Here is a 25,236-nt window from a genome sequence, read left to right as displayed (position 1 = left end):
CTCAAGCCTCGTCGCTCTCCGCCATGCCTGCACTGCCGCGACCCGACAGGGACGGATTGGTCATGAAGTAGTCGTGGGCGTTGAACGGTTCCTCGCCCTCGCTCACCTTTATACGATGGGAACTGCCATCGGGAAGCACTTCCCAGCTCTGCTGGTTGTCCTTGAGATAGGCAACCAGAATCCGGTCCAGGATCTGCTTGTGCACAGTCTGGTTGAGGATCGGAACCATAACCTCGACGCGCCCATCGAGGTTGCGTCCCATCAAGTCCGCGGACGAAATATAGACCTTGGCGCGCGGGCTGGGCATGGCCTCGCCATTGCCGAAGCAATAGATGCGGCTGTGCTCGAGGAAACGGCCGACCACCGACTTGACCCGGATATTGTCCGAGAAGCCCGGGATCCCCGGCCGGAGGCAGCAGATGCCGCGCACGATGAGATCGACCTTCACGCCCGCCTGGCTGGCGTCGTAGAGCGCGTCGATCACCTGCGGGTCGACCAGCGAATTCATCTTGAGCAGGATCGAGGCCGGCTGCCCGCTGCGGGCCAGTTCGATTTCACGGCCGATATTGTCGACCAGCGTCTGTCGCAGGTTGACCGGCGACACTGCGATCGTCTCGAGTTCGGTCGGCCGGGCATAGCCGGTGATGAAGTTGAACACCCGCGCGACGTCGCGCGTGATCGAGGGATCGATCGTGAAGTAGCTGAGGTCGGTGTAAATCTTGGCGGTGATCGGATGGTAGTTTCCCGTGCCGATATGGCAGTAACTGACGAGCTTGCCCTTTTCGCGCCGCACCACCTGGCTGAGCTTCGCATGGGTCTTGAGCTCAACGAAGCCGAACACCACCTGCGCGCCGGCCCGTTCCAAGTCGCGGGCCCAGCGGATATTGGCTTCTTCGTCGAAGCGCGCCTTGAGCTCGACAAGGCAGGTCACCGACTTGCCGGCCTCGGCCGCCATGACCAGCGCCTTGACGATGGGGCTGTCCGACGAGGTGCGATAGAGCGTCTGCTTAATGGCCACCACATCAGGGTCGCGTGCGGCCTGCATCAGGAACTGCGCGACGACGTCAAAGCTTTCGAACGGATGGTGCACCAGGATGTCTTTGGCGCGAATGGCGGCAAAGCCATCGCCATTATAGTCGCGAATGCGTTCCGGGAAGCGCGCGTGATAGGGCTTGAACTTCAGGTCAGGCCGGTCGACGTCGCAGATTTTCCGCGCGTCGGCGAGGCCGAGGAAGCCGTGCACTTCGAAGACATCGCCTTCCTTGACCCCGAGCTGCTCTCCGATCTGACGCTTCAGCGCCCGCGGCATGGAGCGCTCGATCTCGAGGCGGATCACCTGGCCGCGGCGACGCTGACGCAGCGCGCTCTCGAACTCCACCACGAGGTCGGCCGCCTCGTCGTCGATTTCGATTTCGCTGTCGCGAATGATGCGGAAGGCCCCCGAGCCGACCACTTCGTGACCGGGGAACATCTTGTGGAAGAAGAGCTTCACCAGCGTGTCGATGGTCACGACTTCCGAGCGCCCTTCCGAAACCAGCCCGCTGGGCAGGTTGATGAAGCGATCGAGATTGCCCGGAATACGCACCAGGGCAGTCAGCGGCTGGTCAGAATTGGGGCGCTTCAGCTCAAACGCCAGGGCCAGACCAAGATTGGGGATGAAGGGGAACGGGTGGGCCGGATCGACGGCGATCGGCGTCAGCACGGGGAAGATTTCCTCGCGGAAGAGCTTCTGGAGATATGCCACCTGCTCCGGCGTCAGGTCGTTCTCTTCGTGGATGACGACATTCTGCGCAAAAAGCTCCTCGCGGAGATCCTTCCAGTGATCCTGCTGTTCGAGCTGCAGGTGCTGGGCCAGGGTCGCGATTTCCTCGAGCTGCTCGGCCGGCGACAATCCATCGGCGCTCTGCTTGGACAGGCCGGCGCGGATCTGGCCTTTGATGCCGGCGACGCGCACCATGTAGAATTCGTCGAGATTGTTGGCCGATATCGAGACGAACCGCAGGCGCTCAAGCAGCGGATGGGCCTCGTTGCCGGCCTCCTCCAGCACACGCATGTTGAACTGCAGCCAGCTCACTTCGCGATTGACGAAGCGCGCGGGGCTCGTGCGCAGCGCCTCCACATCGGGAACGGAACCCTCGGCCTCGGCAAATTCGCTCATCTCATTCATCGGTATCGGCGTCCCATTCCTCTTGGCGGTCCAGCCCCAGCGCAGCCTGCCGCTGCACAAGGGCCTCCGACGCTATCGTGCGGGTAATGGCCGAGCCCCTTGCCAGGGCCAGCCTGTCCATCAGGTCGACAAGGGCGGCCGCCTCCTCGGGGCTGCGCTCCATGCGCGGCACCACGTAGCCGATGACCTTGGGATCGACCCTGATCTGCCGATCCCCGAACAGTTTTACGAACATCTGTGACAACTCGATGTCGTCGCTGACCTCCAGACGAAACACGGCTGCCCGTCGCACCCGTGAGCGCACATCATCGGTCTTCAGTGGCCAGGCTGCAACATCTTCCCGCGCCGTCAGCAGGAGTGTCCGCTCCCCGCGCATCGCCTGATTGAGCAGGTGGAACAGGGCATGCTCGTCATGCTCGCCACGATCGACGTCTTCAACCAGCACCGCCCGCGTGTCGACCACGGCCGCAATGCTGCCGATGGCTTCCGGCGTCGCCAGCAGCGCGTGGCTGCGATCGGCAAATATGCGCGCGAGATGCGACTTGCCCGATGCAGCCGGTCCGACCAGCAGGGTGACACCGTCCGGCCAATGCGGCCAGGCGAGGATACGGGCATAAGCCAGCCGGTTGCCCTCGCCCACCAGGAAGTCGTCTTCGGCATGCGACGGGTCGTGGCCGAAATCGAGCGGCAACTGCCGCGGGCCGCTCTCAGGGGGTGACATCGCCGCCTGGTTCTGTTGGTCCGAGGTAAAGCGCACTTTCCTTGTATTTGCGCACGCCGTAGCGAATCAGCACCGACGCGATCGCCGCCATCGGCACGGCCAGCAGCAGGCCGACAAAGCCGAACACGGCACCGAGGGCGAGCAGCGCAAACATCATCCAGACCGGATTGATGTTGATCGATGAGCCCACGAATTTGGGATAAAGGATATTGCCCTCGATCACCTGCCAGAACAGATAAATGCCAGCGACCAGGGCGACCATCCACCAGTTGGGCGCAAACTGCACCAGCGCGACGCCGACCGACAGCACAAAGCCGACAAGGAAACCAACGAAGGGGATGAAGCTCATCAGGCCTGCAAGAAGGCCGATGGCGAGACCGTAATTGAGCCCGACGAGGCTCAGCGCCGTCGCGTAGAAGGCGGCATCGAGCAGCAGCACACCGCCCTGCCCCCTGATCACGCCGGCCATGGAAGTATTGACGTCGGCCAAGACGCTCTTGATCTCCCCCTTGTGCTGCTTGGGCAGGAGGCCATCGATGCCACGCACCATGCCTTCCCAGTCGAGCAGCAGATAGAAGGCCACAAACGGCGCCAACACGATGAAGCCGACAACCGATGCACCGGTGAGGCCTATGCTGACCAGCTCGGCAGGGAGCTGGGCGAGAAAGCCCATGAACTGCCGGGCGATGTCGCTGAGGCTGGCCTGAACCTGAGCTGCGCGCTCCGGCCCCAACCAGGCATTGATTTCCGGCGACCAGGTCGCCACCAATTCCTGCAGGTCGGCAAAATAGGCAGGGGAGCGCTGGATCAGCTCGAACACCTGGTCCCGGATCAGCGGGACCAGCATGTAAAAGAGGCTCATGACCAGGATGAGCACGCTCAGGAGCACCACGACCGTCGCCCAGAAGCGCGGGAAATGCCAACGCTGCAACTGGTTGACCAGCGGGTTGAGCAAGTAGGCCAGTGCCACGCCCACCACGAAGGGCAGCAGAACGCCACGGAAAACCCAAAGGAACAGGATCAGCGCCAGGAGGAGGCCAATCCAGATGAACACTTGATTTCTGAGTGCCATGAAGCCGGGCAGCCCTTGCGTCTGGGTAATCGAAAAGCTATCAGGCCGTCTAACGGCCAATACCGAAAAATTCAACCAACCCGGGTTCGCGCGGTGCCGATTGCGCCCGCAATCCCCAGCATTGGCAAGAGGCTCATGTCCGACGCACAAAACCTGCCATCAAACGGTCTTTCGTACAAGCAGGCCGGCGTCGACATCGATGCCGGCAATGCGCTGGTGGAGGCGATCAAGCCGGCCGTGCGCTCCACGCGTCGCCCGGGTGCGGATGGCGAGATCGGCGGCTTCGGCGGCCTCTTCGATCTCAAGGCTGCGGGCTTTGTCGATCCGGTGCTCGTGGCCGCCAATGACGGCGTCGGCACCAAGCTCAAGATCGCCATCGATACCGCCAAGCACGATACCATAGGTCAGGACCTCGTCGCCATGTGCGTCAATGACCTGGTGGTCCAGGGCGCCGAGCCGCTGTTCTTCCTCGACTACTTCGCCACCGGCAAGCTCGATGTCGCACAGGGCACGGCTATTGTCGAAGGCATCGCCCATGGCTGTCGCCTTGCCGGCTGCGCCCTGATCGGCGGCGAAACGGCAGAAATGCCGGGCATGTACCATGGCAACGACTATGACCTGGCCGGCTTTGCCGTGGGCGCGGCCGAGCGTAACGCGCTCCTGCCGCGCAAGGATATCGCCGCCGGCGATACCCTGGTGGCCATTGCCTCGTCGGGCGTACATTCCAACGGCTATTCGCTGGTCCGCAAGATCGTCGACCTCTCCGGCCTCGCCTGGGACGCCCCTGCCCCCTTTGCTGAGGGCAAGACGCTTGCCGACGCCCTGCTCGAACCGACCCGCATCTACGTGAAGCCCCTTCTCGCCGCCCTGCGCGAGGGCCTCGGCATCAAGGCGCTCGCCCACATCACCGGCGGCGGCTTTATCGACAATATTCCGCGTGTCCTGCCCGACGAACTGGCGGCCGACATCGATCTCGGCGCCGTCACCGTGCCTGCCGTCTTCGGATGGCTCTCCAAGGTCGGTGGCATGAGCGAGCGCGAAATGCTGCGCACGTTCAATTGCGGCGTCGGCATGCTGGTGGCCGTGGCGCCCGGGGATGCCGAAAAGCTGGTGGCCAGCCTTTCCGCATCGGGCGAGATCGCCGCCGTGGTCGGAAAGCTCACCACCCGCACCGGCGAGCCGGTCACCTTCCAGGGCAAGCTGGCGCTGTGACGGCGAGGAAGCGCGTCGCCGTCCTGATCTCCGGCCGTGGCTCCAACATGGCCGCGCTGATCGAGGCCGCCAAGGCTGCCGACTATCCGGCCGAGATCGTCGGTGTCCTGTCCAACAGGGCCGCAGCGGCGGGCCTCGACACCGCCGCTGCCCATGGCATTGCCACGGCTTCCCTGGCCCAGAGCAAGTTCCCCAGCCGGGAAATGTTCGAAGACACCATGACCCGGGTGCTCGAAAGCTGGGAGGTCGACTATGTGTGCCTCGCCGGCTTCATGCGCATCCTGGGCGAGGATTTTGTCCTCCGCTGGCAGGGTCGGATGATCAACATCCATCCCTCGCTGCTGCCGGCCTACAAGGGCCTCGATACACACGAGCGCGTTCTGGCCGACGGCGCGACCGAGCATGGCTGCTCGGTCCATTTCGTCACCCCCGGCCTCGACGAAGGGCCAGTCATTCTCCAGGCCCGCGTGCCGGTCCTGCCCGACGATACGCCCGCGACGCTCTCGGCACGAGTGCTGGTGGAAGAACACCGCATCTACCCTGAGGCGCTGCGCCTGCTGGCCAGCGGCGATGTGCGCTTCTAGGTTCCTCTGGCCACGGCTCCATCGTCAGCTCCGGCGGACTGCAGGTTACCGCGGTCGCTTGCCGTTTGGGCCAGCGGGATTCGATGCTGGCGGTGGTGTCAGCAAGGCGCAATCGCCATTCATCACTACAATTGATCGCCACCATCGTTAAAATCGGTTCGACCTTTGTTCTGGCCGGGCGTAGCGTGCGCGCCTTGTTCGAGGGTAACTGCAAATGAGTCTGCGCGACTGGTTCTGGATTGTCCTGCTCGGCGCCATCTGGGGCTGCTCCTTTGTCTTCAACGCCATCCTGATCCGTGAACTCGGACCGCTCTGGGTGACGTCCTTGCGCGTCGGCATCGGCGCGCTCGGCTGCTGGGCCGTGATGGTCGCCCTGCGCAAGCCGATCCCGCGCGACCCCGTCCTCTGGCTGCAGCTCGCCGGTCTCGGCGTGGTCGCCTATGCCATTCCCTTCGCCCTGTTCCCGCTGGCCCAGGCGCATCTGGCCAGCGGCATCGCCGCGATCATCAACGCCCTGACCCCCATGGTCACCGCCGTCATCTCGCATTTCTGGATAGGCGGCGAAAAGGGCACAGCGACCAAGTTCACCGGCGTCGGCATCGGCTTTGTCGGGGCAGCCATTCTCATCTCCCCTGCACTCTCCGCGGGCGGCACCACCCAGCTCTGGGCCGTGGCAGCGTGCCTGGGGGCGACCATCTGCTACGCGCTCACTCTCAACATCACCCGCAGCTTCAAACATGTGGAACCGACGGCCTTTGCATCGATCGCACTGACCGGTGCCGCCGTCATCGCCATCCCCGTCGCCTTCTTCTCCGAAGGCGTGCCAGTCATGACCCAGCCATCCACCTGGGCCGCGGCGCTGGCCATCGGCCTCTTGTCGACCGCCTTCACCTTCCAGATCATGTACCGCATCCTGCCGCGGGTCGGCGCCACCAACTTCGCCACCACCACCTTCATCGCCCCGATTTCGGCCCTGATCATCGGCGTCACCGTGCTCGGCGAGTCGATCCTGCCCATCCAGTTGCTGGGGATGCTGGTGATCTTCTTCGGCTTGCTGTTCATCGACGGCCGCATTCGCCAGATCTGGCGCCGCGCTCCAGCCTAGTGTGATGGAACTCTCCTGCTGCCCTGCCGTTCGGCCTCGAGCAGGAGAGTGACATGGCTGATCCGACGAGACCCGACATCGACCCGCGCCCGATCCCCGAGATCGTGCCGCAGCCAGAGCCGCCACAGCCACAGCCGGTTGACCCGGTGCCGCCGCGCCCGGCCGAAGTCCCGACTCCGGATCAGCCCATCGAGGACCCTGCCCCCAACCCGATGCCCGAGATCCCGCCCGATCCCGGCCATGACCCACGTCCAAGGGAGGTTTGACCATGCCCGATCATCTCGAACGCCGCCCGGAAAACCGCGAAATCCATCGCGACGGCGTCCCGCCCATGCCGGCCTATGCGCCCACCGAGGATACCGACAATCCCCACAGCACCACGCTGCGGGAGGAACAGGAATTTCCAGTCGACCCCAATCGGCCGGTCGATCCGGAAAACGACCCGGCGCCGTAAGGGCGGAGGGGAAAGAAAATAGGGGGCCGACCGGCCCCCTTTTTGTGTCTACTCGATCCCGAGCTTGGATTTCATCAGCTCGTTGAGCGCCTGCGGGTTGGCCTTGCCGCCCGAGGCTTTCATCGCCTGGCCCACGAACCAGCCGATAATGGTCGGCTTGGCCTTGACCTTTTCGACCTGGTCGGGATTGGCGGCGATGATTTCGTCGACGATCTTCTCGATGGCCCCGAGATCGGTCACCTGCTTAAGGCCGCGGCGTTCGACGATCTCGGCCGGGTCGCCTTCGGGCTCTTCGGCAATCAGAATCTGCAGCACGTCCTTGCCGCCCTTGGACGAAATCGTGCCGCCGGCGATGAGGTCGACCAGCCCGGCGATCTGCGCCGGCTTCAGGTGCGTTTCCCACACGGCCAGGCCCTGGCTGTTGGCAAAGGCCGCCACGTCGGCATTGAGGATGTTGGCAACGGCCTTGCCGTCACGCTTGGTTCCTCCATGAGCGACGCAGGCCTCGTAATAGTCGGCCGTCTCGCGATCCAGCGTCAGCACCATCGCGTCATAGGCGGTGACGCCATAGTCGGCGATGAAGCGCGCCTGCTTTTCGTCCGGAAGCTCGGGAAGGTTCTGGCCCAGTTCGGCGACGAAGGCATCGTCGAATTCGAGCGGCAGCAGGTCCGGATCGGGGAAGTAGCGATAGTCATGCGCTTCTTCCTTGGACCGCATCGAGCGGGTTTCGCCGTTCTTGGGGTCGAAGAGCCGGGTTTCCTGGTCGATCGAGCCGCCGTCTTCCAGAATGTCGATCTGGCGGCGCGCCTCGTATTCGATGGCCTGGCCGGCAAAGCGGATCGAGTTGACGTTCTTGATCTCGCAGCGCGTGCCGAATTCCCCGCCCGGACGACGCACCGAGACGTTCACGTCGGCACGCATGGAGCCCTGCTCCATATTGCCGTCGCAGGTGCCGAGATAGCGCAGGATGGTGCGCAGCTTCGAAAGATAAGCCTTCGCCTCTTCCGAGGAGCGCAGGTCGGGCTTGGAGACGATCTCCATCAGCGCCACGCCGGAGCGGTTGAGGTCGACGAAGCTCATATTGGGATGCTGGTCGTGGATCGACTTGCCAGCGTCCTGCTCGAGATGCAGGCGCTCGATGCCAATCTCGATCCGCTCGCCATCGACATCGAGCAGCACTTTACCCTCGCCGACGATCGGATCCTTGAACTGCGAAATCTGGTAGCCCTGCGGCAGGTCCGGATAGAAATAGTTCTTCCGGTCGAACACCGAGCGCTTGTTGATCTTTGCCTTGAGCCCGAGACCTGTACGGACGGCCTGGCGGACGCATTCCTCATTGATGGTGGGCAGCATGCCGGGCATGGCCGCATCCACGAAACTGACATTGGCATTGGGCGGATTACCGAAGGCCGTCGAGGAGCCCGAGAACAGCTTGCTCTCCGATGTCACCTGGGCGTGCACTTCCATGCCGATGATCACTTCCCAGTCGCCGGTCGAACCGGAAATCAGGCGCTTCTTGTCGGGGGTGCGGGTATCAACGAGGGTCATGTTCGGGCAGTCCTATGCCGCTTCCCGCAGAGACTTGCGAAAGCGGACCTTGTCGAGTTCATAATTCAGGCTGGCGGAAAACTTCATGCCGCGCCAGACGGCCTCATAGCCATGGCGCTCGTAGAAGCGTACCGCCCCGGCATTGCCGGCGAAAGTTTCGAGTTCGGCAAAACCGAGACCCTGCTTGGCGATAGCCTCTTCCAGCGCGGCAAGCAAGGCCGCTCCGACCCCTTGCCCCTGCGCATGTGGGCCGACCCAGAGATCGGAGATGATATTGTCCATATCCTCGCGCGCACCCCAGCCGAGGATTTTCCCGTCCGCTCCGGCAACCAGGATGGTCTCGGGCTTTTCGCGGCAGAACCGGATGAATTCTTGACGCAGCTTGTGGCGATCCGTCCGGCCTGCATCGTGCATGCCAAACGCGCTCTGCGCCCAGGCGCCAAGGCCGACTTCACCCATCTTTTCGGCAAGGGCCGGATCGGCCCGTTCAATCAGCAAACCCGGTCGCCTCACTCGTCGCCGATCTCGCCGTCATAGGGCTTCAGCCGCTTTTCGAGATGGACGCTGACAAAGGGGTCATGCCCCTCCCGTCCGTCGGGGCGCAGCGCCAGGATGCGATAGCCCTGCCGCTCGTAGAAGCGCACGGCGCGCACATGATCGGCAGGGGTTTCGAGATGCACCCGTTCGGCGCCCTGCAGTTCGAGCATCATTTCCATGCGGTCGAGCAGCGTGGCGCCGATGCCATTGCCCTGCATTTCAGGGATCACGAAGAGATAGGGAATGTAGCTGCGCCCAGGCACGCGGGAGCACCAGCCCGTCACGACCCCGTCGATTTCGGCCACGATCGTGCTGCGCCAGCCATGTCCCACGGCATGGGAAAGGCGCCGACGCTCCGCCTCCCGGAGGCCGGGCCGGTCGGTGAGAAGGGGCAAGATGCCGGTTTCCCAGGCGCGATAGGCAATATCCGCAAGTCGTGGGGCATCCGTGATTTCCGCCTTGCGTATCCGAATGCCTGGCATGACTGCCTCCTATTTTGCGCGCTTGCGCGCCGCGATGATGCCCTTCTCGTAGTTGACGTTCCAGTTGATCAGGGTCCGCCAGATAAGTTCGGCCTGATCTTCGTCGAGATCAAGGTCCAAACTGCGTGACCTGACCTTGCCTATAACCGCCTCGATCCGGGCCGGATCATAGGCTTCATGCGGGTCCGTCTTGATCTCGGCCATGCGCGTCACATAACCGTGGCGCTCGGCGAAGAGGCTGAGCAGCGCCTGGTCGATCCGGTCGATCTCGGCGCGGACGTCATCCTTGCTCTCGCATTGGGCTGGCAGTTTGGCGGCGGTCACAGGTCTTCCCCAATATTTCGTCAGTCGAGGGCTTGTTTGCACGCCTCGCCGCACGATTTCAACCCGGCGGATGGGCGCGGCGGAACAGTTTGTCCGTTCTGGCATTTTGCCAGTGTAGGAGAAGTCGATGCTTGGTCAGGTTCGTCTTGGTGCCCTCTGCTGGCTGATGAGCGTCCAGTTCTTCGTCGCGCAGTTCGCGGCCCAGTCGCTCTATCCTGAACACAACCTGTTCCTGCACGACATCAGCATGCTGGGCATAACCACCTGCGGGGTCCATTTCTGGCCGACATCGGGCAGTTCGGATATCCAATGCTCGCCCCTGCACGTGGTGTTCAATACCGGCATCGTGCTTCACGGCGTTCTTACTATCCTGGGCGCCTGGCTGACGCGCAGCCTCTGGCCGTCCAGTCTCCCGATGTCGGCGGCATTGCTGCTGCTGGCGCTGGGCGGCGTGGGCGCCATGGTCGTCGGCCTGGTGCCGCTCGACTATGAGCTTGCCCTGCATAGCCACGGCGCGGTGACTGCCATTGCGGCCCCGGGCATCGCCTTCCTCATCATGGCCGGCGTGTGCTGGGCTTCGTCGCCCACCTTCGCACGCTGGACGGCCCTGACCGGTCTTGTCATCGTGCTCGCCGGACTGTGTTACTCGATGGGCATCGTTCCATTTGGGCGTGGCGCCATGGAGCGCCTCGCGGTCTGGCCGCAGACCATGTGGTTCGTCGGCACAGGCGCGGCCATCCTCATCGGCCAGCAAAGGGCAGCCGAACGGCCGAAGGCTGCAATTGCCCCCGCACTGTGGCCGTTGCGCACTGGCGAGACGCACGGCCTCAGGCTACGCTGAAATCCATGTCTACACAGTCTGAGATTGCCTGAGACCCCGTCCGACGCGACGGGGCATGAATGAACCGGACGCCGCCCGCACCTGCGGGACGCGGCCAAGTTTGTTCGCGGGTCGAACGCCCGCACATTCAGGCTTTAGACTTCCCATGGATATTTCCCGGAACGAACAGCGGGTGCTTCACGCACTCGCGCAGGGCGGCTGCATCGCCGCCATCAAGGACGAGCGCGGCAGGATTGTCGATTTTGAGTTCTTCAGCCGCGATGGCTGGCTGATGAGCGGCCTGACGCCGCTCATCTTCAACAAGCTCAAGGCGAAGAAGGCGATAAAATCCCACGGCGGCCATCCCTACCGCATCACCAGGCGGGGGCTGGAGCTGGTGCGCAGCCAGTTGGATAACAGGTAGGCCGGTATTCCTCTCCCCATCGGGGAGAGGTGGCTCGGCGCAGCCGAGCCGGATGAGGGGGATTGTCCGGTTAGTCCGGATCGGTGGAAAGATCCCCCTCATCCGGCGCTGCGCGCCACCTTCTCCCCGAGGGGGAGAAGAACTAGTGCTTGGTCACGTCGCTCAGCGCAGCGGCGATATGTTCCCATTCCTGGGACACGCTGGCGGTAGCGCGGCGCTTGCCAGCGCGGCGATACCAGTAATCGGCATTGCCCATGTCGGCTTCGATCCAGTGCATCAGGGCGTGAACCCAGTCGAAGGCTTGGACGCCTTCCATGGACTGGACGATGGCATGAGCGCGTTCCCACTCCGCGCCGACGCGCAACTCGCCCTTCTTGAGCCACCAGAGCGCCTGCAACGGCTTGCTCATGTCCTTGGGCGGCTCGGACCAGTCGAGCGAAGTAAAGATATCAACGGCCATCGGCAGATTTCCTGTTGGCCCGGACGCGGCAGCTGGGCGCGTCTCCACCAGTTTCAATTTGTGCATTGGCCGCAAATAGTGCGGAACGGCGGCACAATCAAGCGCCACCGTCCGCGTAACAGGTTACGACCTACCACCACTGCTTGGGGGCAAAATCGCCACCTGCGCTCTTTTCGATGACGCGGGCGGCCGCGAACAGGGTCTCTTCGTCGAACGGCTTGCCGATGACCTGCAGGCCCAGCGGCAGCCCCTGCGCGTCCTTGCCGGCCGGCACGGCAATGCCAGGCAGGCCCGCCATGTTGACGGTCACCGTGAAGACGTCGTTGAGATACATGGCCACCGGATCGGCCGCGAGGGCCTCGTCGCCGATGCCGAAGGCTGCCGACGGCGTGGCCGGGGTCAGGATGGCGTCGACGCCGGCATGGAAGGCGTCCTCGAAATCCTTTTTGATCAGCGTGCGGACCTTCTGCGCCTTGACGTAATAGGCGTCGAAGTAACCGGCCGAAAGCACATAGGTGCCGATCATGATGCGGCGCTTCACCTCGCGGCCGAAACCGGCGGCGCGGGTGAGTTCGTAAAGGTCGGTAATGTCCTTGCCCGTGACGCGCAGGCCATATTTCACGCCGTCATAGCGTGCCAGGTTCGACGAGGCTTCGGCCGGCGCCACGATATAGTAGGCAGGGAGGGCATATTTGGTATGCGGCAGAGAAATGTCCCTGACCGAGGCACCCTCGGCCTTGAGCCATTCAAGACCCTCGGACCAGAGCTTTTCGATTTCGCCCGGCATGCCGTCCATGCGGTATTCGCGGGGCACGCCGATGGTCAGGCCCTTGACGCCACGTTCGACGGCGGCGGCGAAATCGGGGACCGGGAGATCGACGCTGGTCGAATCCTTGGGATCGAAACCCGACATCGAGGTCAGCATCATGGCCGCGTCTTCCACGGTGCGGGCGATCGGCCCGGCCTGGTCGAGCGAGGATGCGAAGGCCACCGTGCCCCAGCGCGAAGCACGACCATAGGTCGGCTTGATGCCGACGGTACCGGTAAAGGCAGCGGGCTGGCGGATCGAACCGCCGGTATCGGTCGCCGTCGCAGCAGCACAGAGCCAGGCGGAAACCGCCGCGGCCGAACCACCCGACGACCCGCCGGGCACCAGGTTGGCATTGCTGCCTTCGGCGCGGAACGGGCTCACCACGGGGCCGTAATAGGAGGTCTCGTTTGACGAGCCCATGGCGAATTCGTCCATGTTGAGCTTGCCCAGCATGACCGCGCCATCGCGCCAGAGATTGGCGGTTACGGTCGACTCGTATTCCGGCTTGAAGCCATCGAGGATGTGGCTGGCCGCCTGGGTATGCACGCCCTTGGTGGCAAACAGGTCCTTGATGCCGAGCGGAATGCCTTCCAGCGGACCGCCCTGCCCCTTGCCGAGCTTTTCGTCGCTGGCCCGCGCCATGTCGCGCGCCTTTTCAGGCGTCGTCGCCACATAGGCATTGAGCTTGGGATTGGCCGCTTCAATGGCGCCGATATAGGCGTCAGTCAGCTCAAGGGCAGTGAAGCTCTTGTCATTGAGGCCCTTGCGGGCATCGGCCAGGCTCAGCTTGGTCAGGTCAGTCAACGGGGATCTCGCTCAGATTGTCGCAGCGTGTGTAGAGCGTCGCGCCGGGCGTCGCAACCTCGCTGCTCATTTCAAATTGGCCGGTTGCGGCCATGGTCGCCTCAAAGGCCGAAACGACCTGGATTTGCGTCTCGCTATAGGGCGTCACCGCGAGCGCGTCGGGATAGATGGCGCCAGGCAGTTCGCAGATCGAGTCGATAAACAGATGCGTCGATCCTTCGCGTGTCTTTACGTCGAAGAAGTTGCAGTGGAACTCCATCGACTGGATGCCGTCGTCGAAATCGAGGCTCAGGAAATCATGCTCCATCCAGGCGTCGAGACCTTTGTCTTCGAGCGCCTGGCAGGCCGCGGGATCGGTCACGTAGAGAGACTCGCGGTCAATGCGAAGGTCTTCCTGCGCCAGCGCCGGCACGGCAAGCATGGCGACCAATCCGGCAACAGCGAACTTCACGCGGCCTTCTCCGCGTCCAGCCGCAGCTCGAAAAACGCCGACCACTCGCTGTCGGGATAGTCGAGGAACGGTCCGCGTGGAATGAATCCGTAACGGCTATAGAGCCGGTGCGCTTCCGCCATGCCGTCGCCCGTGCCGGTTTCCAGCATCACCACGGGCAAACCGCGCGAGCGCGCCAGGTCCACGATCCGCTCCAGCAACTGCCGGCCGACACGTTGTCCGCGCACTTCGGGCACGGTATACATCCGCTTGACCTCGCCGAGGTCGGGCCCGTGCATCTTGAGTGCACCCATGCCCACGGCCTTGCCATCGGCATCGCGCGCCACGAAAAGCGTGGTTTCGCTGTCGGCCATCTGCTCGACCGTCATCTTGAACTGGAATTCAAGCGGTGACAGCGGCAGCAGGTGGTCATTGAGGCGGGCGACCAATGCCCGCACATCGTCCTGGAGGGGTGTCTCGATGGCGATCGAGATGGTCATTTATTCGACCACCTTCGGCACCATGAAGAAATTATCCTCGGTCAGCGGCGCATTGCTGACGATCTTGTCGGCGTAGTTGCCGTCGGTGACCACATCGTCACGGCGACGGAGCTGCATCGGCGTCACCGAGGTCATGGCTTCGACGCCCTCGACATTGACCTCGCCCAGCTGCTCGACGAAGCCGAGGATGGCATTGAGCTCGTTCTGGTAGCCGGCAACCTCCTCCTCTTCGATGCGGATGCGTGCGAGGCGCCCGATGCGCTTGACGGTGGCGGCGTCGACAGACATGCGAAAACTCCAGAGAGACAAGGCGTATTGGCGCGTTATTAGCAATGCCGCGGCCAAAAAGACAATGAAAATGCCTTATGTGGCGGATCAGACTTCCACTGCGAGCCCCGGCTCCAGCGCCACGAGGCCAGTCCCATCGAGGCGATCGCGAATGGCATCCAGCGTCGCTTCGACATCGGCTTCCGGTGCCGCCAGGGCAATCAGTTTCGGCGCGGTGGAAGCGACCAGGGCCTCTGCCGGCTCGGCCAGGCGCGGTCCAACCAGCAGCACCACGGCCCGCTCCATCCACCGGCCCGGTTCCGGCACGCCGCCGCCCAGCACAAGGAGGGGCATGTCCTCATCCGGGTCGATCAAGAGGGCCCGGTCGCCCAGCGACCAGACATCCACCGGACGGATGGCATCCCCCGCCTCCAGCAACCGCTGTGCCGGCCGTGGTTTCCAGGTCCGGCTGTCAGCAGGCGCATGCGCGCCGCCCAGCTCCAGCACGTGGTCCGCCCCGCTCTGCAATTCATTCCGGTCCACGCCCTCGGCCGCCCGATCGGCATCGATCACCACCACCTCCCCGCCAAGATGGATGCGCAGGGCAGTCTCACCGAACCAGGTCAGTTTCATCCGCTCTTCTTGGGCTTTGTTAGATACTGCCCCTGTCCTGCAGGTATCGCATTGCCAATGCAAGTGGTTTTGGTATCGGGATACCGGATCTGTAATCGGATATTACACGTCTCGAAAGTCCAAGAAGCGCGCTCAATCCCTCCACGCTAATACGGAGTTCGTCCATGATCGCCCGTAACTCCGTAGCGTCCATGTAGGTCTGCGGAAGTTTCATCATGGCTGAAGCGGAAACACGACTTCCATCACTCCATTCAATCGCCGCTCCGTCGGACGCGACCCGCGCGGATTGAAAAAGCGCGTCGTCTTTCCTGAGTGACACATATGACCGGTGGTTGGCCAGAAGTGGCGCTAAATCGACTTCGGCCATCACACCGTCCATCCAGGTAAGTCTCATTACCCTTCCTGCGAGCGGCGTTACTACAGACAATTTCGGAGCCAGCCGACCAGCGCCAGCGAGATTCAACATCAATGCAATTGCTCCCGCGAGCCCTAACTTGCACAGTCTCCGCCGGCTGAGGTGGATGCAGGAAAGTGCTCGACGTCTTGATTCACCTATACAGACGATGACTTGAGGCCTACTAAGGCGCGTCATCGCGCAGCATATCGGAGCCTTCACAGGCCTCGAATGGTGCTGGTTACGTATCGTTATATCCAGGCAATACCGCATACCCCCGCCCTCCAGCCCAAAATCAGGCACATACTGCCGATTTAAGCGAGCCATTCGGCGGGTATTCACGCAATTCGGGATAAATACATATACCGGATAAGTTCTATTATTGTTCTATTTACGTTCTGCGTCAAGGTGCTTTCGCTTGGACAATGACCCCCTCGCCGCCATTCCCGCGTCCGGGAAAATTCTCGGCCTTGATCTTGGCACCAAGACCATCGGCGTCGCGATTTCCGACGGCATGCGTTATTCGGCGACGCCGCTTGAAACCATCAAGCGCACGAAATTCACCCAGGACGCGGAGCGCATCATCGCGCTGATTGGCGAGAATCAGGTGGTTGCGCTGCTGCTGGGCCTGCCGCTCAACATGGACGGATCAGAGGGGCCGCGCGTGCAATCGACCCGCGCCTTTGCCCGCAATCTCGCGCCCAAGATCAACCTGCCCATCGCCTTCTGGGACGAGCGCCTCTCCACTTCGGCCGTGACCCGCATGATGATCGAGGCGGACCTGCGCCGCGATCGCCGCGCAGAAGTCGTCGACAAGCTCGCCGCCAGCTATATCCTGCAAGGCGCACTGGACCGGCTGCGCTCGCGCTAGCCTGCCTTTCGCAGGCTGCCCGGAGACTCGCCAAACGTCTGTTTGAAGGCCCGCCCGAAGGCCGCTTCCGACTGGTAACCGGCATTGCGGGCGATCTGCCCGATGGCGTCGCGCCCGCCCACGATGGCCATGCGCGCCTTCTGCATCCGCCATTCCGTGAGATAGCGCATGGCCGGCTGCCGCACCATTTCGGAAAACCTTGCGGCAAAGCCGGATCGTGACATGCCGGCGAGCCGTGCCAGGCGCTCCAGCGTCCAGTCCTCGCCAGGTGCCTTGTGGATGGCCGCCAGCGCGCGCCCCAATTGCGCATCGCGCAGCGCCGCGAGCCAACCCGTCTGTGCTTCGGGCGCCGTATCGAGCCAGCCGCGGATCGCCTGGATGATGAGAATATCGGCCAGGCGGGTGATGACCGCCTCGCCCCCTGGCTTCAGCGTCGATGCCTCGTGCGAAATGAGGTCGAGCGTACTCCGGAGCCAGAGACCGGCCGCGTCATGCCAGCGATCGACGACGAGCACCTCGGGCAGGAGGTCCACAAGTCGTCGCGCCGCCACGTCGTCAAAGGAGACCACGCCGGTCATGGCCCGCGTCACCGGACCGGGGCCGGTTATGGTCATCATCTCGTAGCGCTCGCTGACCTTGGTGGCCGGCAAATCGAACAGCGGCACGGCAGGGTCATGGGCGGCGCTGACGAGATCCACCGGGGTGCCCTGCGGCAACACCACCATGCTGCCCTCGCGCACAAGCACGGGTTCGCGGCCGGCCAGCCGCATCCAGCCTTCGCCCGCGAGGATGACGATAAACAGCATGGACCGGTCCATCTGCGGCAAAGCCACGCCCCAGGGTGCATAGAGGTCCGCGCGACAATAAAGCGTGCCGTTGAGCCGCAGCATATGCAGCACGTCCCCGAGCGGGTCGACGGCATCGGGCGGCTGGAAATGGATGTCGGACATCATCGGGATTCGATTTGGACGAACTGCATAGATAACTGGCAATTCGGCGATGGAAAGTCCAGTCGTCGTCGACGATCTTTCTCCTTGCAATCGCAATCAGGAGTTTTCAATGACCACGTCACCCATCCTCGTCATCGGCGCCACCGGCAAGGTCGGTCGCCGCGTGCTCGCCAACCTCGCCGCCCAGGGCCACGCCGCTCGCCCTGCCGGCCGCCGCACCCCCCTGCCGTTCGACTGGCAGGACCGCTCCAATTGGGCCGCCCATTTCGCCGGGATCGACACCGCCTTCGTGGCCTATTATCCGGACCTCGCCTCGCCCCAGGGCGCCGAAGACATTGCGGCGCTCGTGGCGGTCGCCAAGGCAGCGGGTCTCAAGCGCATGGTTCTCCTGTCCGGCCGCGGCGAAAGCGGCGCCGTGCGCGCCGAGAACGTGCTGCGAGACAGTGGCCTGGGCTACACCGTCGTCCGCGCCGCCTTCTTCAACCAGAATTTCTCCGAGGGCATGATGTATCCCGGCGTCATGCAGGGCATTCTTGCCCTGCCCGCAGGCCAGCGGGTCGAGCCCTTTGTCGATGTAGACGACATCGCCGAAATCGCCGCCTCCGCCCTGGTTGATGATCGCCATCATAACCGGCTCTATGAAGTCACTGGGCCGCGCCTCATCAGCTTTGCCGATGCCGTGGCCGAAATCGGCGCCGCCACTGGCCGTAGCGTGCAATACGCCCCCATCTCGCTCGATGACTTCCATGCTGCCATGGCGGGCGAGGTCGGCCCCGAAGATGCGGAGCTCTATACCGAGTTGTTCCGCGAACTGTTCGACGGGCGCAACGAGAGCGTGACCGATGGTGTCCAGCAGGCGCTTGGCCGCCCGCCGCGCGACTTCGCCGATTTCTGCCGCACTGTGGCCCGCTCCGGCGCCTGGCACCAGGCGGCCTGATCCGTGGCCTGGGGCAACCGCATCCTGCTCGGCACCGGGGCGACCATCGCCCTGGTGCTGGCCCTCGCCATCCTCGTGGCGCCGACCGCCTTCTATGGCAGCTATGGCATTGCACTGGGCAGTGACATCGCCCCGCTTAACGAGATGAAGGCGCCCGCCGGCGCCATCCTGCTCGCGGCTGCTGTCATGGCCGCTGGCCTCTTCCGGTCGGACTGGCTGGGGCCCGCTCTGCTCGCGGGCGGGCTTCTTTATCTCGGCTTTGGCGTCGGCCGCCTGCTGGCCCTTGCCGCTGATGGAATGCCGCCGGCTTCGCTCGTCGCGGCCATGGCGGTCGAGCTGGTTCTCGGCGCCTTCTTCGCCGCGGCCTTGTGGCGACAGGCCCGAGGATAATTTCGCGAAACGGCACGGGTGGGCTTGCCCCACCCTGCCCCCTCGGCTAGACCGCAGCAAATCGCAAGGGATGCGACATGCCGCAATCGAGCCCTGCCCGTTTCTCGGGCGACTTCCCCCCGTTCCAGCAGCGCCATCTGATTTCCATTGCTGATCTCAAGCAGCACGAAATCGTCGATCTCCTGGATCGCGCCGAACGGATGATCGAAATCTCCCGGCAGGAGCGCAAGTCACTGCCCACGCTTTCGGGCAAGACCCAGATCAACCTTTTCTTCGAGCCCTCGACCCGGACGCAGTCGTCGTTCGAGATTGCCGGCAAGCGCCTCGGCGCCCTGGTCGTCAACATGTCGGTCAAGACCTCGTCGGTCTCCAAGGGCGAAACCCTGGTCGACACCGCCGCCACGCTCAATGCCATGCGTCCCGACGTGCTGGTGGTCCGCCACTCGGCTGCCGGCGCCGTCGAGCTTCTCTCTCAGAAGGTCGGCTGCTCCGTGGTCAATGCCGGCGACGGCGCCCACGAGCACCCCACCCAGGCGCTGCTCGACGCGCTCACCATCCGTAACCACAAGGGTACGCTTGCGGGCCTGACGGTCGCGATCTGTGGCGATATCGCCAATTCCCGCGTCGCCCGCTCGAACCTGCTGTTGCTCGGCGCGCTCAATGTCCGCACCCGCGTCATCGCCCCGCGCAGCCTGCTCCCGGCAGGCATCGAAAACCTCGCCACCGAGGTCTTCACCGACATGAAGGAAGGCCTCAAGGGCGCCGACGTCGTCATGATGCTGCGGCTCCAGCACGAGCGCGCCAATGGCAAGATGGTCCCCTCGGTGCGCGAATATTACCGCTTCTACGGCCTCGACGAAGAAAAGCTGAGCTGGGCCAAGCCCGACGCCATCGTCATGCATCCGGGGCCCATGAACCGCGGCGTCGAGATCGATCCGGCCATTGCCGATGGCGAGCGTTCGGTCATCACCGACCAGGTGGAAATGGGCGTGGCCGTGCGCATGGCCGTGCTCGACGCACTCCTGCCGGCAAGGAACGAGCCATGACCCGTCCGCTCATCATCGACAATGCCCGCATCGTCGATCCCGCCTCGGGCACCGACCAGCTCGGCGCCGTGCTGATCGAGGATGGCCGCATCAGCGATCTCGTGCTCGGCGGTCCAGCGGGCGTGCCTGATAATGCGGAGGTCATCAATGCTGGTGGCCTGATCCTCTCGCCTGGCCTCATCGACATGCGAGTCTTTGTCGGCGAGCCCGGCAAGGAATATCGTGAAACTCTCGCCTCGGCCGGCGCTGCCGCCGTCGCCGGCGGCGTCACCAGTTTCGTGATGATGCCCGACACCACGCCAACGGTAGACGATGGCGCGCTGGTCGACTTCCTCATCCGTCGCGCTGAAGTGCAGTCCCCGGCTCGCGTCCTTCCCGCTGCGGCCATCACCAAGGGGCTGGCCGGCAAGGAGATCACCGAATTCGGGCTCCTTCGCGAGGCCGGCGCCGTCTGCCTGACCGATGGCGCCCAGTCGATCCAGTCCGCCTCGCTGCTGCGCAGCGCCATGGGCTATGCCGCCAATTTCGACATGCCCATTGTTCACCACGTGGCCGAAGCCGGCCTCGTCGGCGATGGCGTGATGAACGAGGGCCTGTTTGCCACCGTGCTGGGCTTGAAGGGCATTCCGCGAGAAGCCGAGACCATTCCGCTGGCCCGCGACCTGCAACTGGCCGCGCTGACCAAGGTGCGCTATCACGCGGCGCAGGTCTCGACGGCCGGCTCCGCTGCCCTGCTCGATGCCGCCAAGACGCGTAACCCGTCCGTTTCGGCCGGCATTTCGATCAACAATCTCTGCCTCAACGAAAACGACATCGGGCGCTACCGGACCTTCTTCAAGCTCAGTCCGCCCCTGCGCACCGAGGATGACCGTCAGGCCATGGTCGAGGCGCTCAAGGCCGGTATCATCGACACCATTCATTCCGACCACGATCCGCAGGATTCCGAGGTCAAGCGCCAGCCTTTCGCCGAAGCGTCCAATGGTGCCATCGGCCTCGAAACGCTGCTCGCCGCGGCACTGCGGCTTGTTCATTCCGGCGACGTCGACCTGTCGACCGTGCTCCGCGCCATGACTGTCCGGCCAGCGGAAATCCTCGGCCTCGACACAGGGCGCATCGCCAGGGGGGCGCCGGCCGACCTAATCCTCATCGACCTCGACTATCCCTGGCAGGTCACCGAAAAGACCATTCGCTCCCGCTCGCGCAATACCAGCTTCGAAGGCGCCCGCATGCAGGGCAAGGTCATCCGCACCCTGGTCGGCGGCCGGACGGTTTTCATCGACGAGGCGTGACCCACTTCTTCACCTCCCCCTAGGCGGGGGAGGTAGCGCAGCTTAGCCGCCAGGCCATAGCGCAGCTCGGTGGGGGTGTCCCCCAGACCCGAAGGGGCTACCCTGTCGTTTTCCGGCAGAGCGATTCCATGACCATTCCATTCTTCGACGGCCACAACGACACCCTCTTGCGGCTGCAGGAAAAGCCACGTGACGCGCGCGTCCAGGCCTTCAACAATGGGACCATCGATGGCCACATCGATTTGCCGCGGGCCCGGGCGGCCGGCATGGTGGGCGGCTTTTTCGCCATGTTCCCGCCGCCGCTGAAGTCCAGCCTGGCCGCTGTGGCAGCGTCCCCCGACTACGCCAAGGGCGAGTTGCCGGCACAACTGGCCATCGCCGACGCGCTCCAGTCCACCAATGGCATGGCCGCCCTGCTGCTGGGCCTCGAACGCGCCGGCGCCGTCGCCATCTGCCGCTCCGCTGCCGACATCCGCGCAGCCATCTCGGCGCAGAAGCTGGCCGCGATCTTCCACATCGAAGGCGCTGAAGCCGTCGACACCGATTTCAACTCGTTTGAAGTCCTCTATGCCGCCGGCCTGCGCTCCATCGGCATCACCTGGAGCCGAGCCAATGCTTTCGGCACGGGCGTGCCATTCCGCTTTCCCGCCGATCCAGACGTTGGCCCAGGCCTCACCGATGCCGGCAAGGCGCTGGTGCGCCTCTGCGACGCGCGCGGGGTGATGATCGACCTCAGCCACCTCAACGCCGCCGGTTTTCGCGATGTGGCCGCCCTGTCGACGAAGCCCCTGGTCGCGACCCATTCCAACGTGCACGCCATCTGCCAGAGCACCCGCAATCTGGTCTACTGGCAGCTCGCCGCTATCCGCGACACCGGCGGCGTCGTCGGCATTAACTTCGCCACCGGCTTCCTCCGCCCGGATGGAAAATTCCTGCCCGATACGCCCATCGACCTCATGGTGCGCCATGTCGATGCCCTGCTCGAAGCAGTCGGTGAAGACGGCGTGGCGCTTGGTTCTGATTTTGACGGCGCCATGATGCCCGCCGTCATCGGCGACGTCACCGGCGTGCCCAGGCTGTTCCAAGGCATGCTGGACCGCGGGTATGGGGAAACGCTGGTCCGCAAGATCGCGCTCGACAACTGGCTTCGCGTCATCGAACGCACGATCGGATAGTACCCCGCATCCGCCCTTCGGGCACCCTCGGGTCAGGCCCGAGGGCTCTTCACCGGCAAGGGGGGAAGGGCACCTGCGCTGTCCGCAATCCCGATCTCCCCCTCTCCCCTTGCGGGAGAGGGGGATCGCGCGCAGCGCGAGACGGGACGCGTGTTCGCTAGAACGGCACGTCTTCCGAATCGGCAGGCTTCTTGGTCGTGGCCTTCTTGGCGGCCGGCTTGTTGGCTGCGGGCTTTTTGGCCGTCGCAGCTTTCGCCGGTGCCTTCTTCGCCGCAGCCTTCTTGGCCGGAGCTTTCTTTTTGCCGCCACCAGCCTCGATCTTGGCCGCGATCAGGGCAATGGCCTGTTCGAGGGTGACGTCCTCGGGCTTGATGTCCTTGGGAATGTTGGCGAACACCTTGCCCTGATTGGCATAGGGGCCGAACCGGCCGACGGCGATCTTGATCGGCCCGCCATCATGCTCGAAGGTCTTGATGGCCGAGGCACTGGTGCGCTGGAAACCGCCCGCTGCCTTCTGGGCGATGAGGTCCACGGCACGGTTGAGGCCGACCGTGAACACCTCTTCCACGTCGGGAAGGTTGGCGTATTTGCCGTCATGCAGCACGAAGGGTCCATATCGCCCGAGACCTGCCGAAATCGGCAGGCCGGTCTCCGGATGGAGGCCCACTTCCCGCGGCAGCGACAACAGTTGCAGCGCCTTTTCCAGTGTCAGCGAAGCCGGCTCCCAGCCCTTGGGCAGCGACGAGCGCTTGGGCTCCTTGCCCTCGCCGAGCTGCACATAGGGGCCGAAACGGCCGGACTTGAGATGCACTTCCTCGCCCGTATCCGGATCGGTGCCGAGCACGCCGTCGCCGGCGGCAGCCTCGGAGGACTGGCCGGTGGCCGCGTCCGAGAGCTGCATCGTGTGCTTGCATTCGGGATAGTTCGAACAGCCGATAAAGGCGCCGAACTTGCCCAGTTTCAGCGAAAGCGTGCCGGTGCCGCAGGTCGGACACTTGCGCGGGTCGGAGCCATCCGCCTTGGCCGGGAAGATGTGATCGGCCAGCATGTCGTTGAGTGCGTCGAGCACTTCCGAGACGCGCAGATCCTTGATTTCCTCGGTCGCGGCCGTGAAATCCTTCCAGAAGTCGCGCAGCAGCACCTTGTAGTCGAGCTCGCCGGCCGAGACCTGGTCGAGCTGTTCTTCGAGATGCGCCGTAAAGCCATATTCGACATAGCGCGCGAAGAAGCTCTCGAGGAATGAGGTGACGATCCGGCCGCGATCTTCCGGATGCAGCGCCTTACCCTCGAGCTTGACGTAGTTGCGATCCTTGAGCGTCGTCAGCGTCGCCGCATAGGTGGACGGCCGTCCGATGCCGAGCTCTTCCATCTTCTTGATCAGGCTCGCTTCCGAATAGCGGGCCGGCGGCTGGGTGAAATGCTGCTCGATCTCGACCTTTTTGAGGTCCGGCTTGTCGCCGACCTTGAGCGGCGGCAGTTCGCGACCGTCCTCGTCATCCTCCTCGCCATCCGTCTTGGCTTCGACGCCATAGAGGGTGAGAAAGCCCGGGAAAGTGACGACCGAGCCGGTGGCCCGGAGGCTCACGGCACGCCCCGGCACGTTGACGGCGATATCCACCGTGGTGCGATCGATCTCGGCCGAAGCCATCTGGCTGGCCAGCGTGCGCTTCCAGATCAGCCCGTAGAGCTTCTGCTGGTCGGCATCGAGGCTCAACTGCTCGGGCCGCTTGAACATATCGGTGGGGCGGATGGCCTCGTGCGCTTCCTGCGCGTTCTTGGCCTTGGTCTGGTAGATGCGCGCCTTTTCCGGCAGGTATTCCGCGCCGAAATATTTCCCGATCACCGAGCGAGCCATGGCGATCCCTTCGGGCGCCATCTGCACCGCGTCGGTACGCATATAGGTGATAAGCCCGTCCTCGTAGAGCCGCTGGGCGATCTGCATGGTGCGGTTGGGCGAGAGGCCGAGGCGCGAGGACGCGTCCTGCTGCAGGCTCGACGTCGTGAACGGCGCATAGGGATTGCGCTTGGTCGGCTTCTTTTCGACGTTCGAGACGTTGAACTGGCCGGCCTCGATCAGCTTCTTAAGCGCTGCGGCATCGTCGCCGGTCTTGATGTCGAGCTTGTCGGTCTTCTTGCCGTCCACGGAAAAGAGGCGGGCGAGGAAGCTCTTGCCGCCTTGCGCCAATTGCGCCTCGACCGACCAATATTCGTCCGGCTTGAACCGTTCGATTTCGGCTTCGCGCTCCGAGACCAGGCGCAGCGCCACCGACTGCACGCGGCCCGCCGAACGCGACCCCGGCAACTTGCGCCAGAGAATGGGGGACAGGGTGAAACCGACCAGATAGTCGAGGGCCCGGCGCGCGAGATAAGCGTCCACCAACGGCATATCGATGTCGCGCGGCTTGGCCATGGCCGCGGTGACCGCGTCCTTGGTAATGGCGTTGAACACCACGCGCTGCACTGGAACGTCCTTCTTCAGCGCCTTCTTGGCGCGGAGGACATCGAGGATATGCCAGGAAATCGCCTCGCCTTCGCGATCAGGGTCGGTGGCGAGGATCAGTCCATCGGCGCCCTTGAGGGCGGCGGCGATGTCGGCGACGCGCTTTTTGGCTGCCGTATCGACTTCCCAGGACATGGCGAAATCTTCGTCCGGACGGACCGAACCATCTTTGGCCGGCAGATCGCGGATATGGCCGAAGCTGGCCAGGACCTCGTAGTCCTTGCCCAGATATTTGTTGATTGTCTTGGCTTTAGCCGGACTTTCAACGACGACGACCTTCATGCCGGGTTCCGTTCCGCAACAGTATTCAAAGAGCGCGCAACATGGTG

General features: G+C 63.8%; 28 protein-coding genes. 13 read left to right on the top strand and 15 right to left on the bottom strand.

What is annotated here, in order from left to right; all coding sequences use genetic code 11:
• Position 1: 1 nt before the first annotated feature.
• The 3 genes from JEQ47_RS06380 to JEQ47_RS06370 are packed head-to-tail and all read right to left on the bottom strand — an operon-like array spanning position 2 to position 3,960.
• Positions 2-2,167, bottom strand: a complete 2,166-nt coding sequence (locus JEQ47_RS06380; protein WP_198875515.1) for an RNA degradosome polyphosphate kinase — start codon at positions 2,165-2,167, stop codon at positions 2-4.
• Positions 2,160-2,888 (bottom strand): P-loop NTPase family protein, encoded by a 729-nt coding sequence (locus JEQ47_RS06375; RefSeq protein WP_198875514.1) that lies wholly within the window; start codon positions 2,886-2,888, stop codon positions 2,160-2,162. The genes JEQ47_RS06380 and JEQ47_RS06375 overlap by 8 nt, the downstream gene beginning before the upstream one ends.
• Positions 2,875-3,960 (bottom strand): AI-2E family transporter, encoded by a 1,086-nt coding sequence (locus tag JEQ47_RS06370; RefSeq protein WP_198875513.1) that lies wholly within the window; start codon positions 3,958-3,960, stop codon positions 2,875-2,877. The genes JEQ47_RS06375 and JEQ47_RS06370 overlap by 14 nt, the downstream gene beginning before the upstream one ends.
• 135 nt (positions 3,961-4,095) lie before the next feature.
• Here JEQ47_RS06370 and purM point away from each other — a divergent pair, with 135 nt between their 5' ends.
• The 5 genes from purM (at position 4,096) to JEQ47_RS06345 (ending at position 7,315) form a co-directional block, all read left to right on the top strand.
• Positions 4,096-5,172 (top strand): phosphoribosylformylglycinamidine cyclo-ligase, encoded by a 1,077-nt coding sequence (purM, locus tag JEQ47_RS06365; RefSeq protein ID WP_198875512.1) that lies wholly within the window; start codon positions 4,096-4,098, stop codon positions 5,170-5,172.
• Positions 5,169-5,756, top strand: a complete 588-nt coding sequence (purN, locus tag JEQ47_RS06360; protein WP_198875511.1) for a phosphoribosylglycinamide formyltransferase — start codon at positions 5,169-5,171, stop codon at positions 5,754-5,756. Before purM ends, purN begins: the two co-directional genes overlap by 4 nt.
• Before the next feature lie 214 nt (positions 5,757-5,970).
• Positions 5,971-6,861 carry a DMT family transporter gene (locus JEQ47_RS06355; RefSeq protein WP_198875510.1) on the top strand — a complete coding sequence of 297 codons (891 nt, stop codon included), beginning with the start codon at positions 5,971-5,973 and terminating at the stop codon, positions 6,859-6,861.
• 53 nt (positions 6,862-6,914) lie between these two features.
• Entirely contained in the window at positions 6,915-7,127 is a 213-nt protein-coding gene (locus tag JEQ47_RS06350; RefSeq protein WP_198875509.1) for a hypothetical protein, read from the top strand.
• Positions 7,128-7,129: 2 nt separating this feature from the next.
• Positions 7,130-7,315: a hypothetical protein gene (locus JEQ47_RS06345; RefSeq protein WP_198875508.1), complete on the top strand. Its 186-nt coding sequence runs from the start codon at positions 7,130-7,132 to the stop codon at positions 7,313-7,315.
• A gap of 48 nt (positions 7,316-7,363) precedes the next feature.
• On the opposite strand, the gene gatB is transcribed toward JEQ47_RS06345, so the two are convergent.
• From gatB to JEQ47_RS06325, 4 genes are read right to left on the bottom strand one after another with little or no spacing between them, the layout of a single operon-like run.
• On the bottom strand, positions 7,364-8,863 hold the full coding sequence (gatB, locus tag JEQ47_RS06340; RefSeq protein ID WP_198875507.1) for an Asp-tRNA(Asn)/Glu-tRNA(Gln) amidotransferase subunit GatB: 1,500 nt from the start codon (positions 8,861-8,863) through the stop codon (positions 7,364-7,366).
• Between the two features lie 12 nt (positions 8,864-8,875).
• Positions 8,876-9,361 (bottom strand): GNAT family N-acetyltransferase, encoded by a 486-nt coding sequence (locus JEQ47_RS06335; protein ID WP_236020659.1) that lies wholly within the window; start codon positions 9,359-9,361, stop codon positions 8,876-8,878.
• An 11-nt stretch (positions 9,362-9,372) separates the two neighbouring features.
• Complete coding sequence (locus JEQ47_RS06330) at positions 9,373-9,882, bottom strand: GNAT family N-acetyltransferase (protein WP_198875506.1); 510 nt, start codon at positions 9,880-9,882, stop codon at positions 9,373-9,375.
• 9 nt (positions 9,883-9,891) lie between these two features.
• A complete protein-coding gene (locus JEQ47_RS06325; RefSeq protein WP_198875505.1) occupies positions 9,892-10,206 on the bottom strand; it encodes a chorismate mutase in 315 nt (104 codons plus the stop codon).
• Positions 10,207-10,333: 127 nt separating this feature from the next.
• Here JEQ47_RS06325 and JEQ47_RS06320 point away from each other — a divergent pair, with 127 nt between their 5' ends.
• Both JEQ47_RS06320 and JEQ47_RS06315 read left to right on the top strand, forming a co-directional pair.
• Positions 10,334-11,047 (top strand): DUF998 domain-containing protein, encoded by a 714-nt coding sequence (locus JEQ47_RS06320; protein WP_198875504.1) that lies wholly within the window; start codon positions 10,334-10,336, stop codon positions 11,045-11,047.
• 145 nt (positions 11,048-11,192) lie between these two features.
• The gene (locus JEQ47_RS06315) at positions 11,193-11,450 is read left to right on the top strand and encodes a YjhX family toxin (protein ID WP_198875503.1); all 258 of its coding nucleotides are present in this window, start codon (positions 11,193-11,195) and stop codon (positions 11,448-11,450) included.
• A gap of 142 nt (positions 11,451-11,592) precedes the next feature.
• Here the strand turns inward: JEQ47_RS06315 and JEQ47_RS06310 are convergent, their stop codons facing one another.
• The 6 genes from JEQ47_RS06310 to JEQ47_RS06285 form a co-directional block, all read right to left on the bottom strand.
• A complete protein-coding gene (locus tag JEQ47_RS06310; protein WP_198875502.1) occupies positions 11,593-11,910 on the bottom strand; it encodes a hypothetical protein in 318 nt (105 codons plus the stop codon).
• Positions 11,911-12,040: 130 nt separating this feature from the next.
• Positions 12,041-13,525: an Asp-tRNA(Asn)/Glu-tRNA(Gln) amidotransferase subunit GatA gene (gatA, locus tag JEQ47_RS06305; RefSeq protein WP_198875501.1), complete on the bottom strand. Its 1,485-nt coding sequence runs from the start codon at positions 13,523-13,525 to the stop codon at positions 12,041-12,043.
• On the bottom strand, positions 13,518-13,976 hold the full coding sequence (locus tag JEQ47_RS06300) for a hypothetical protein (RefSeq protein WP_198875500.1): 459 nt from the start codon (positions 13,974-13,976) through the stop codon (positions 13,518-13,520). The genes gatA and JEQ47_RS06300 overlap by 8 nt, the downstream gene beginning before the upstream one ends.
• Positions 13,973-14,455, bottom strand: coding sequence for a GNAT family N-acetyltransferase (locus JEQ47_RS06295; RefSeq protein ID WP_198875499.1), 483 nt, complete (start codon positions 14,453-14,455; stop codon positions 13,973-13,975). The genes JEQ47_RS06300 and JEQ47_RS06295 overlap by 4 nt, the downstream gene beginning before the upstream one ends.
• Positions 14,456-14,743 carry an Asp-tRNA(Asn)/Glu-tRNA(Gln) amidotransferase subunit GatC gene (gatC, locus tag JEQ47_RS06290; protein ID WP_198875498.1) on the bottom strand — a complete coding sequence of 96 codons (288 nt, stop codon included), beginning with the start codon at positions 14,741-14,743 and terminating at the stop codon, positions 14,456-14,458.
• 87 nt (positions 14,744-14,830) lie between these two features.
• The gene (locus tag JEQ47_RS06285; protein WP_198875497.1) at positions 14,831-15,355 is read right to left on the bottom strand and encodes a hypothetical protein; all 525 of its coding nucleotides are present in this window, start codon (positions 15,353-15,355) and stop codon (positions 14,831-14,833) included.
• A gap of 812 nt (positions 15,356-16,167) precedes the next feature.
• Between JEQ47_RS06285 and ruvX the strand changes: the two genes are divergently transcribed.
• On the top strand, positions 16,168-16,620 hold the full coding sequence (gene ruvX, locus JEQ47_RS06275; RefSeq protein ID WP_198875495.1) for a Holliday junction resolvase RuvX: 453 nt from the start codon (positions 16,168-16,170) through the stop codon (positions 16,618-16,620).
• Here ruvX and JEQ47_RS06270 read toward each other — a convergent pair.
• Positions 16,617-17,570 carry an AraC family transcriptional regulator gene (locus JEQ47_RS06270; protein WP_198875494.1) on the bottom strand — a complete coding sequence of 318 codons (954 nt, stop codon included), beginning with the start codon at positions 17,568-17,570 and terminating at the stop codon, positions 16,617-16,619. The two genes, ruvX and JEQ47_RS06270, sit on opposite strands and share 4 nt — an antisense overlap.
• 109 nt (positions 17,571-17,679) lie before the next feature.
• Between JEQ47_RS06270 and JEQ47_RS06265 the strand changes: the two genes are divergently transcribed.
• From JEQ47_RS06265 to JEQ47_RS06245, 5 genes are all read left to right on the top strand, one after another.
• The gene (locus JEQ47_RS06265; RefSeq protein WP_198875493.1) at positions 17,680-18,507 is read left to right on the top strand and encodes an NmrA family NAD(P)-binding protein; all 828 of its coding nucleotides are present in this window, start codon (positions 17,680-17,682) and stop codon (positions 18,505-18,507) included.
• 3 nt (positions 18,508-18,510) lie between these two features.
• Positions 18,511-18,897 (top strand): DUF4345 family protein, encoded by a 387-nt coding sequence (locus tag JEQ47_RS06260; RefSeq protein ID WP_198875492.1) that lies wholly within the window; start codon positions 18,511-18,513, stop codon positions 18,895-18,897.
• 77 nt (positions 18,898-18,974) lie between these two features.
• Positions 18,975-19,943, top strand: a complete 969-nt coding sequence (locus tag JEQ47_RS06255) for an aspartate carbamoyltransferase catalytic subunit (protein WP_198875491.1) — start codon at positions 18,975-18,977, stop codon at positions 19,941-19,943.
• Positions 19,940-21,232 carry a dihydroorotase gene (pyrC, locus tag JEQ47_RS06250; protein WP_198875490.1) on the top strand — a complete coding sequence of 431 codons (1,293 nt, stop codon included), beginning with the start codon at positions 19,940-19,942 and terminating at the stop codon, positions 21,230-21,232. The genes JEQ47_RS06255 and pyrC overlap by 4 nt, the downstream gene beginning before the upstream one ends.
• A 128-nt stretch (positions 21,233-21,360) precedes the next feature.
• Entirely contained in the window at positions 21,361-22,407 is a 1,047-nt protein-coding gene (locus tag JEQ47_RS06245) for a dipeptidase (protein WP_198875489.1), read from the top strand.
• Between the two features lie 157 nt (positions 22,408-22,564).
• Here the strand turns inward: JEQ47_RS06245 and topA are convergent, their stop codons facing one another.
• Positions 22,565-25,189 (bottom strand): type I DNA topoisomerase, encoded by a 2,625-nt coding sequence (topA, locus tag JEQ47_RS06240; protein WP_198875488.1) that lies wholly within the window; start codon positions 25,187-25,189, stop codon positions 22,565-22,567.
• Positions 25,190-25,236 lie beyond the last annotated feature (47 nt).

This window comes from Devosia sediminis (genome assembly GCF_016411825.1).
Lineage (GTDB): Bacteria > Pseudomonadota > Alphaproteobacteria > Rhizobiales > Devosiaceae > Devosia > Devosia sediminis.
Note: the sequence above shows the minus strand (reverse complement) of the source record. Positions and strands in the feature narration are given on the sequence as shown.

Coding starts and splice junctions, on each gene's coding strand:
- JEQ47_RS06380 (WP_198875515.1), bottom strand. CDS start 2,167: ATGAATGAGATGAGCGAATTTGCCGAGGCCGAGGGTTCCGTTCCCGAT.
- JEQ47_RS06375 (WP_198875514.1), bottom strand. CDS start 2,888: ATGTCACCCCCTGAGAGCGGCCCGCGGCAGTTGCCGCTCGATTTCGGC.
- JEQ47_RS06370 (WP_198875513.1), bottom strand. CDS start 3,960: ATGGCACTCAGAAATCAAGTGTTCATCTGGATTGGCCTCCTCCTGGCG.
- purM (WP_198875512.1), top strand. CDS start 4,096: ATGTCCGACGCACAAAACCTGCCATCAAACGGTCTTTCGTACAAGCAG.
- JEQ47_RS06355 (WP_198875510.1), top strand. CDS start 5,971: ATGAGTCTGCGCGACTGGTTCTGGATTGTCCTGCTCGGCGCCATCTGG.
- JEQ47_RS06350 (WP_198875509.1), top strand. CDS start 6,915: ATGGCTGATCCGACGAGACCCGACATCGACCCGCGCCCGATCCCCGAG.
- JEQ47_RS06345 (WP_198875508.1), top strand. CDS start 7,130: ATGCCCGATCATCTCGAACGCCGCCCGGAAAACCGCGAAATCCATCGC.
- gatB (WP_198875507.1), bottom strand. CDS start 8,863: ATGACCCTCGTTGATACCCGCACCCCCGACAAGAAGCGCCTGATTTCC.
- JEQ47_RS06330 (WP_198875506.1), bottom strand. CDS start 9,882: ATGCCAGGCATTCGGATACGCAAGGCGGAAATCACGGATGCCCCACGA.
- JEQ47_RS06320 (WP_198875504.1), top strand. CDS start 10,334: ATGCTTGGTCAGGTTCGTCTTGGTGCCCTCTGCTGGCTGATGAGCGTC.
- JEQ47_RS06315 (WP_198875503.1), top strand. CDS start 11,193: ATGGATATTTCCCGGAACGAACAGCGGGTGCTTCACGCACTCGCGCAG.
- JEQ47_RS06310 (WP_198875502.1), bottom strand. CDS start 11,910: ATGGCCGTTGATATCTTTACTTCGCTCGACTGGTCCGAGCCGCCCAAG.
- JEQ47_RS06295 (WP_198875499.1), bottom strand. CDS start 14,455: ATGACCATCTCGATCGCCATCGAGACACCCCTCCAGGACGATGTGCGG.
- gatC (WP_198875498.1), bottom strand. CDS start 14,743: ATGTCTGTCGACGCCGCCACCGTCAAGCGCATCGGGCGCCTCGCACGC.
- JEQ47_RS06285 (WP_198875497.1), bottom strand. CDS start 15,355: ATGAAACTGACCTGGTTCGGTGAGACTGCCCTGCGCATCCATCTTGGC.
- JEQ47_RS06270 (WP_198875494.1), bottom strand. CDS start 17,570: ATGTCCGACATCCATTTCCAGCCGCCCGATGCCGTCGACCCGCTCGGG.
- JEQ47_RS06265 (WP_198875493.1), top strand. CDS start 17,680: ATGACCACGTCACCCATCCTCGTCATCGGCGCCACCGGCAAGGTCGGT.
- JEQ47_RS06255 (WP_198875491.1), top strand. CDS start 18,975: ATGCCGCAATCGAGCCCTGCCCGTTTCTCGGGCGACTTCCCCCCGTTC.
- pyrC (WP_198875490.1), top strand. CDS start 19,940: ATGACCCGTCCGCTCATCATCGACAATGCCCGCATCGTCGATCCCGCC.
- JEQ47_RS06245 (WP_198875489.1), top strand. CDS start 21,361: ATGACCATTCCATTCTTCGACGGCCACAACGACACCCTCTTGCGGCTG.
- topA (WP_198875488.1), bottom strand. CDS start 25,189: ATGAAGGTCGTCGTCGTTGAAAGTCCGGCTAAAGCCAAGACAATCAAC.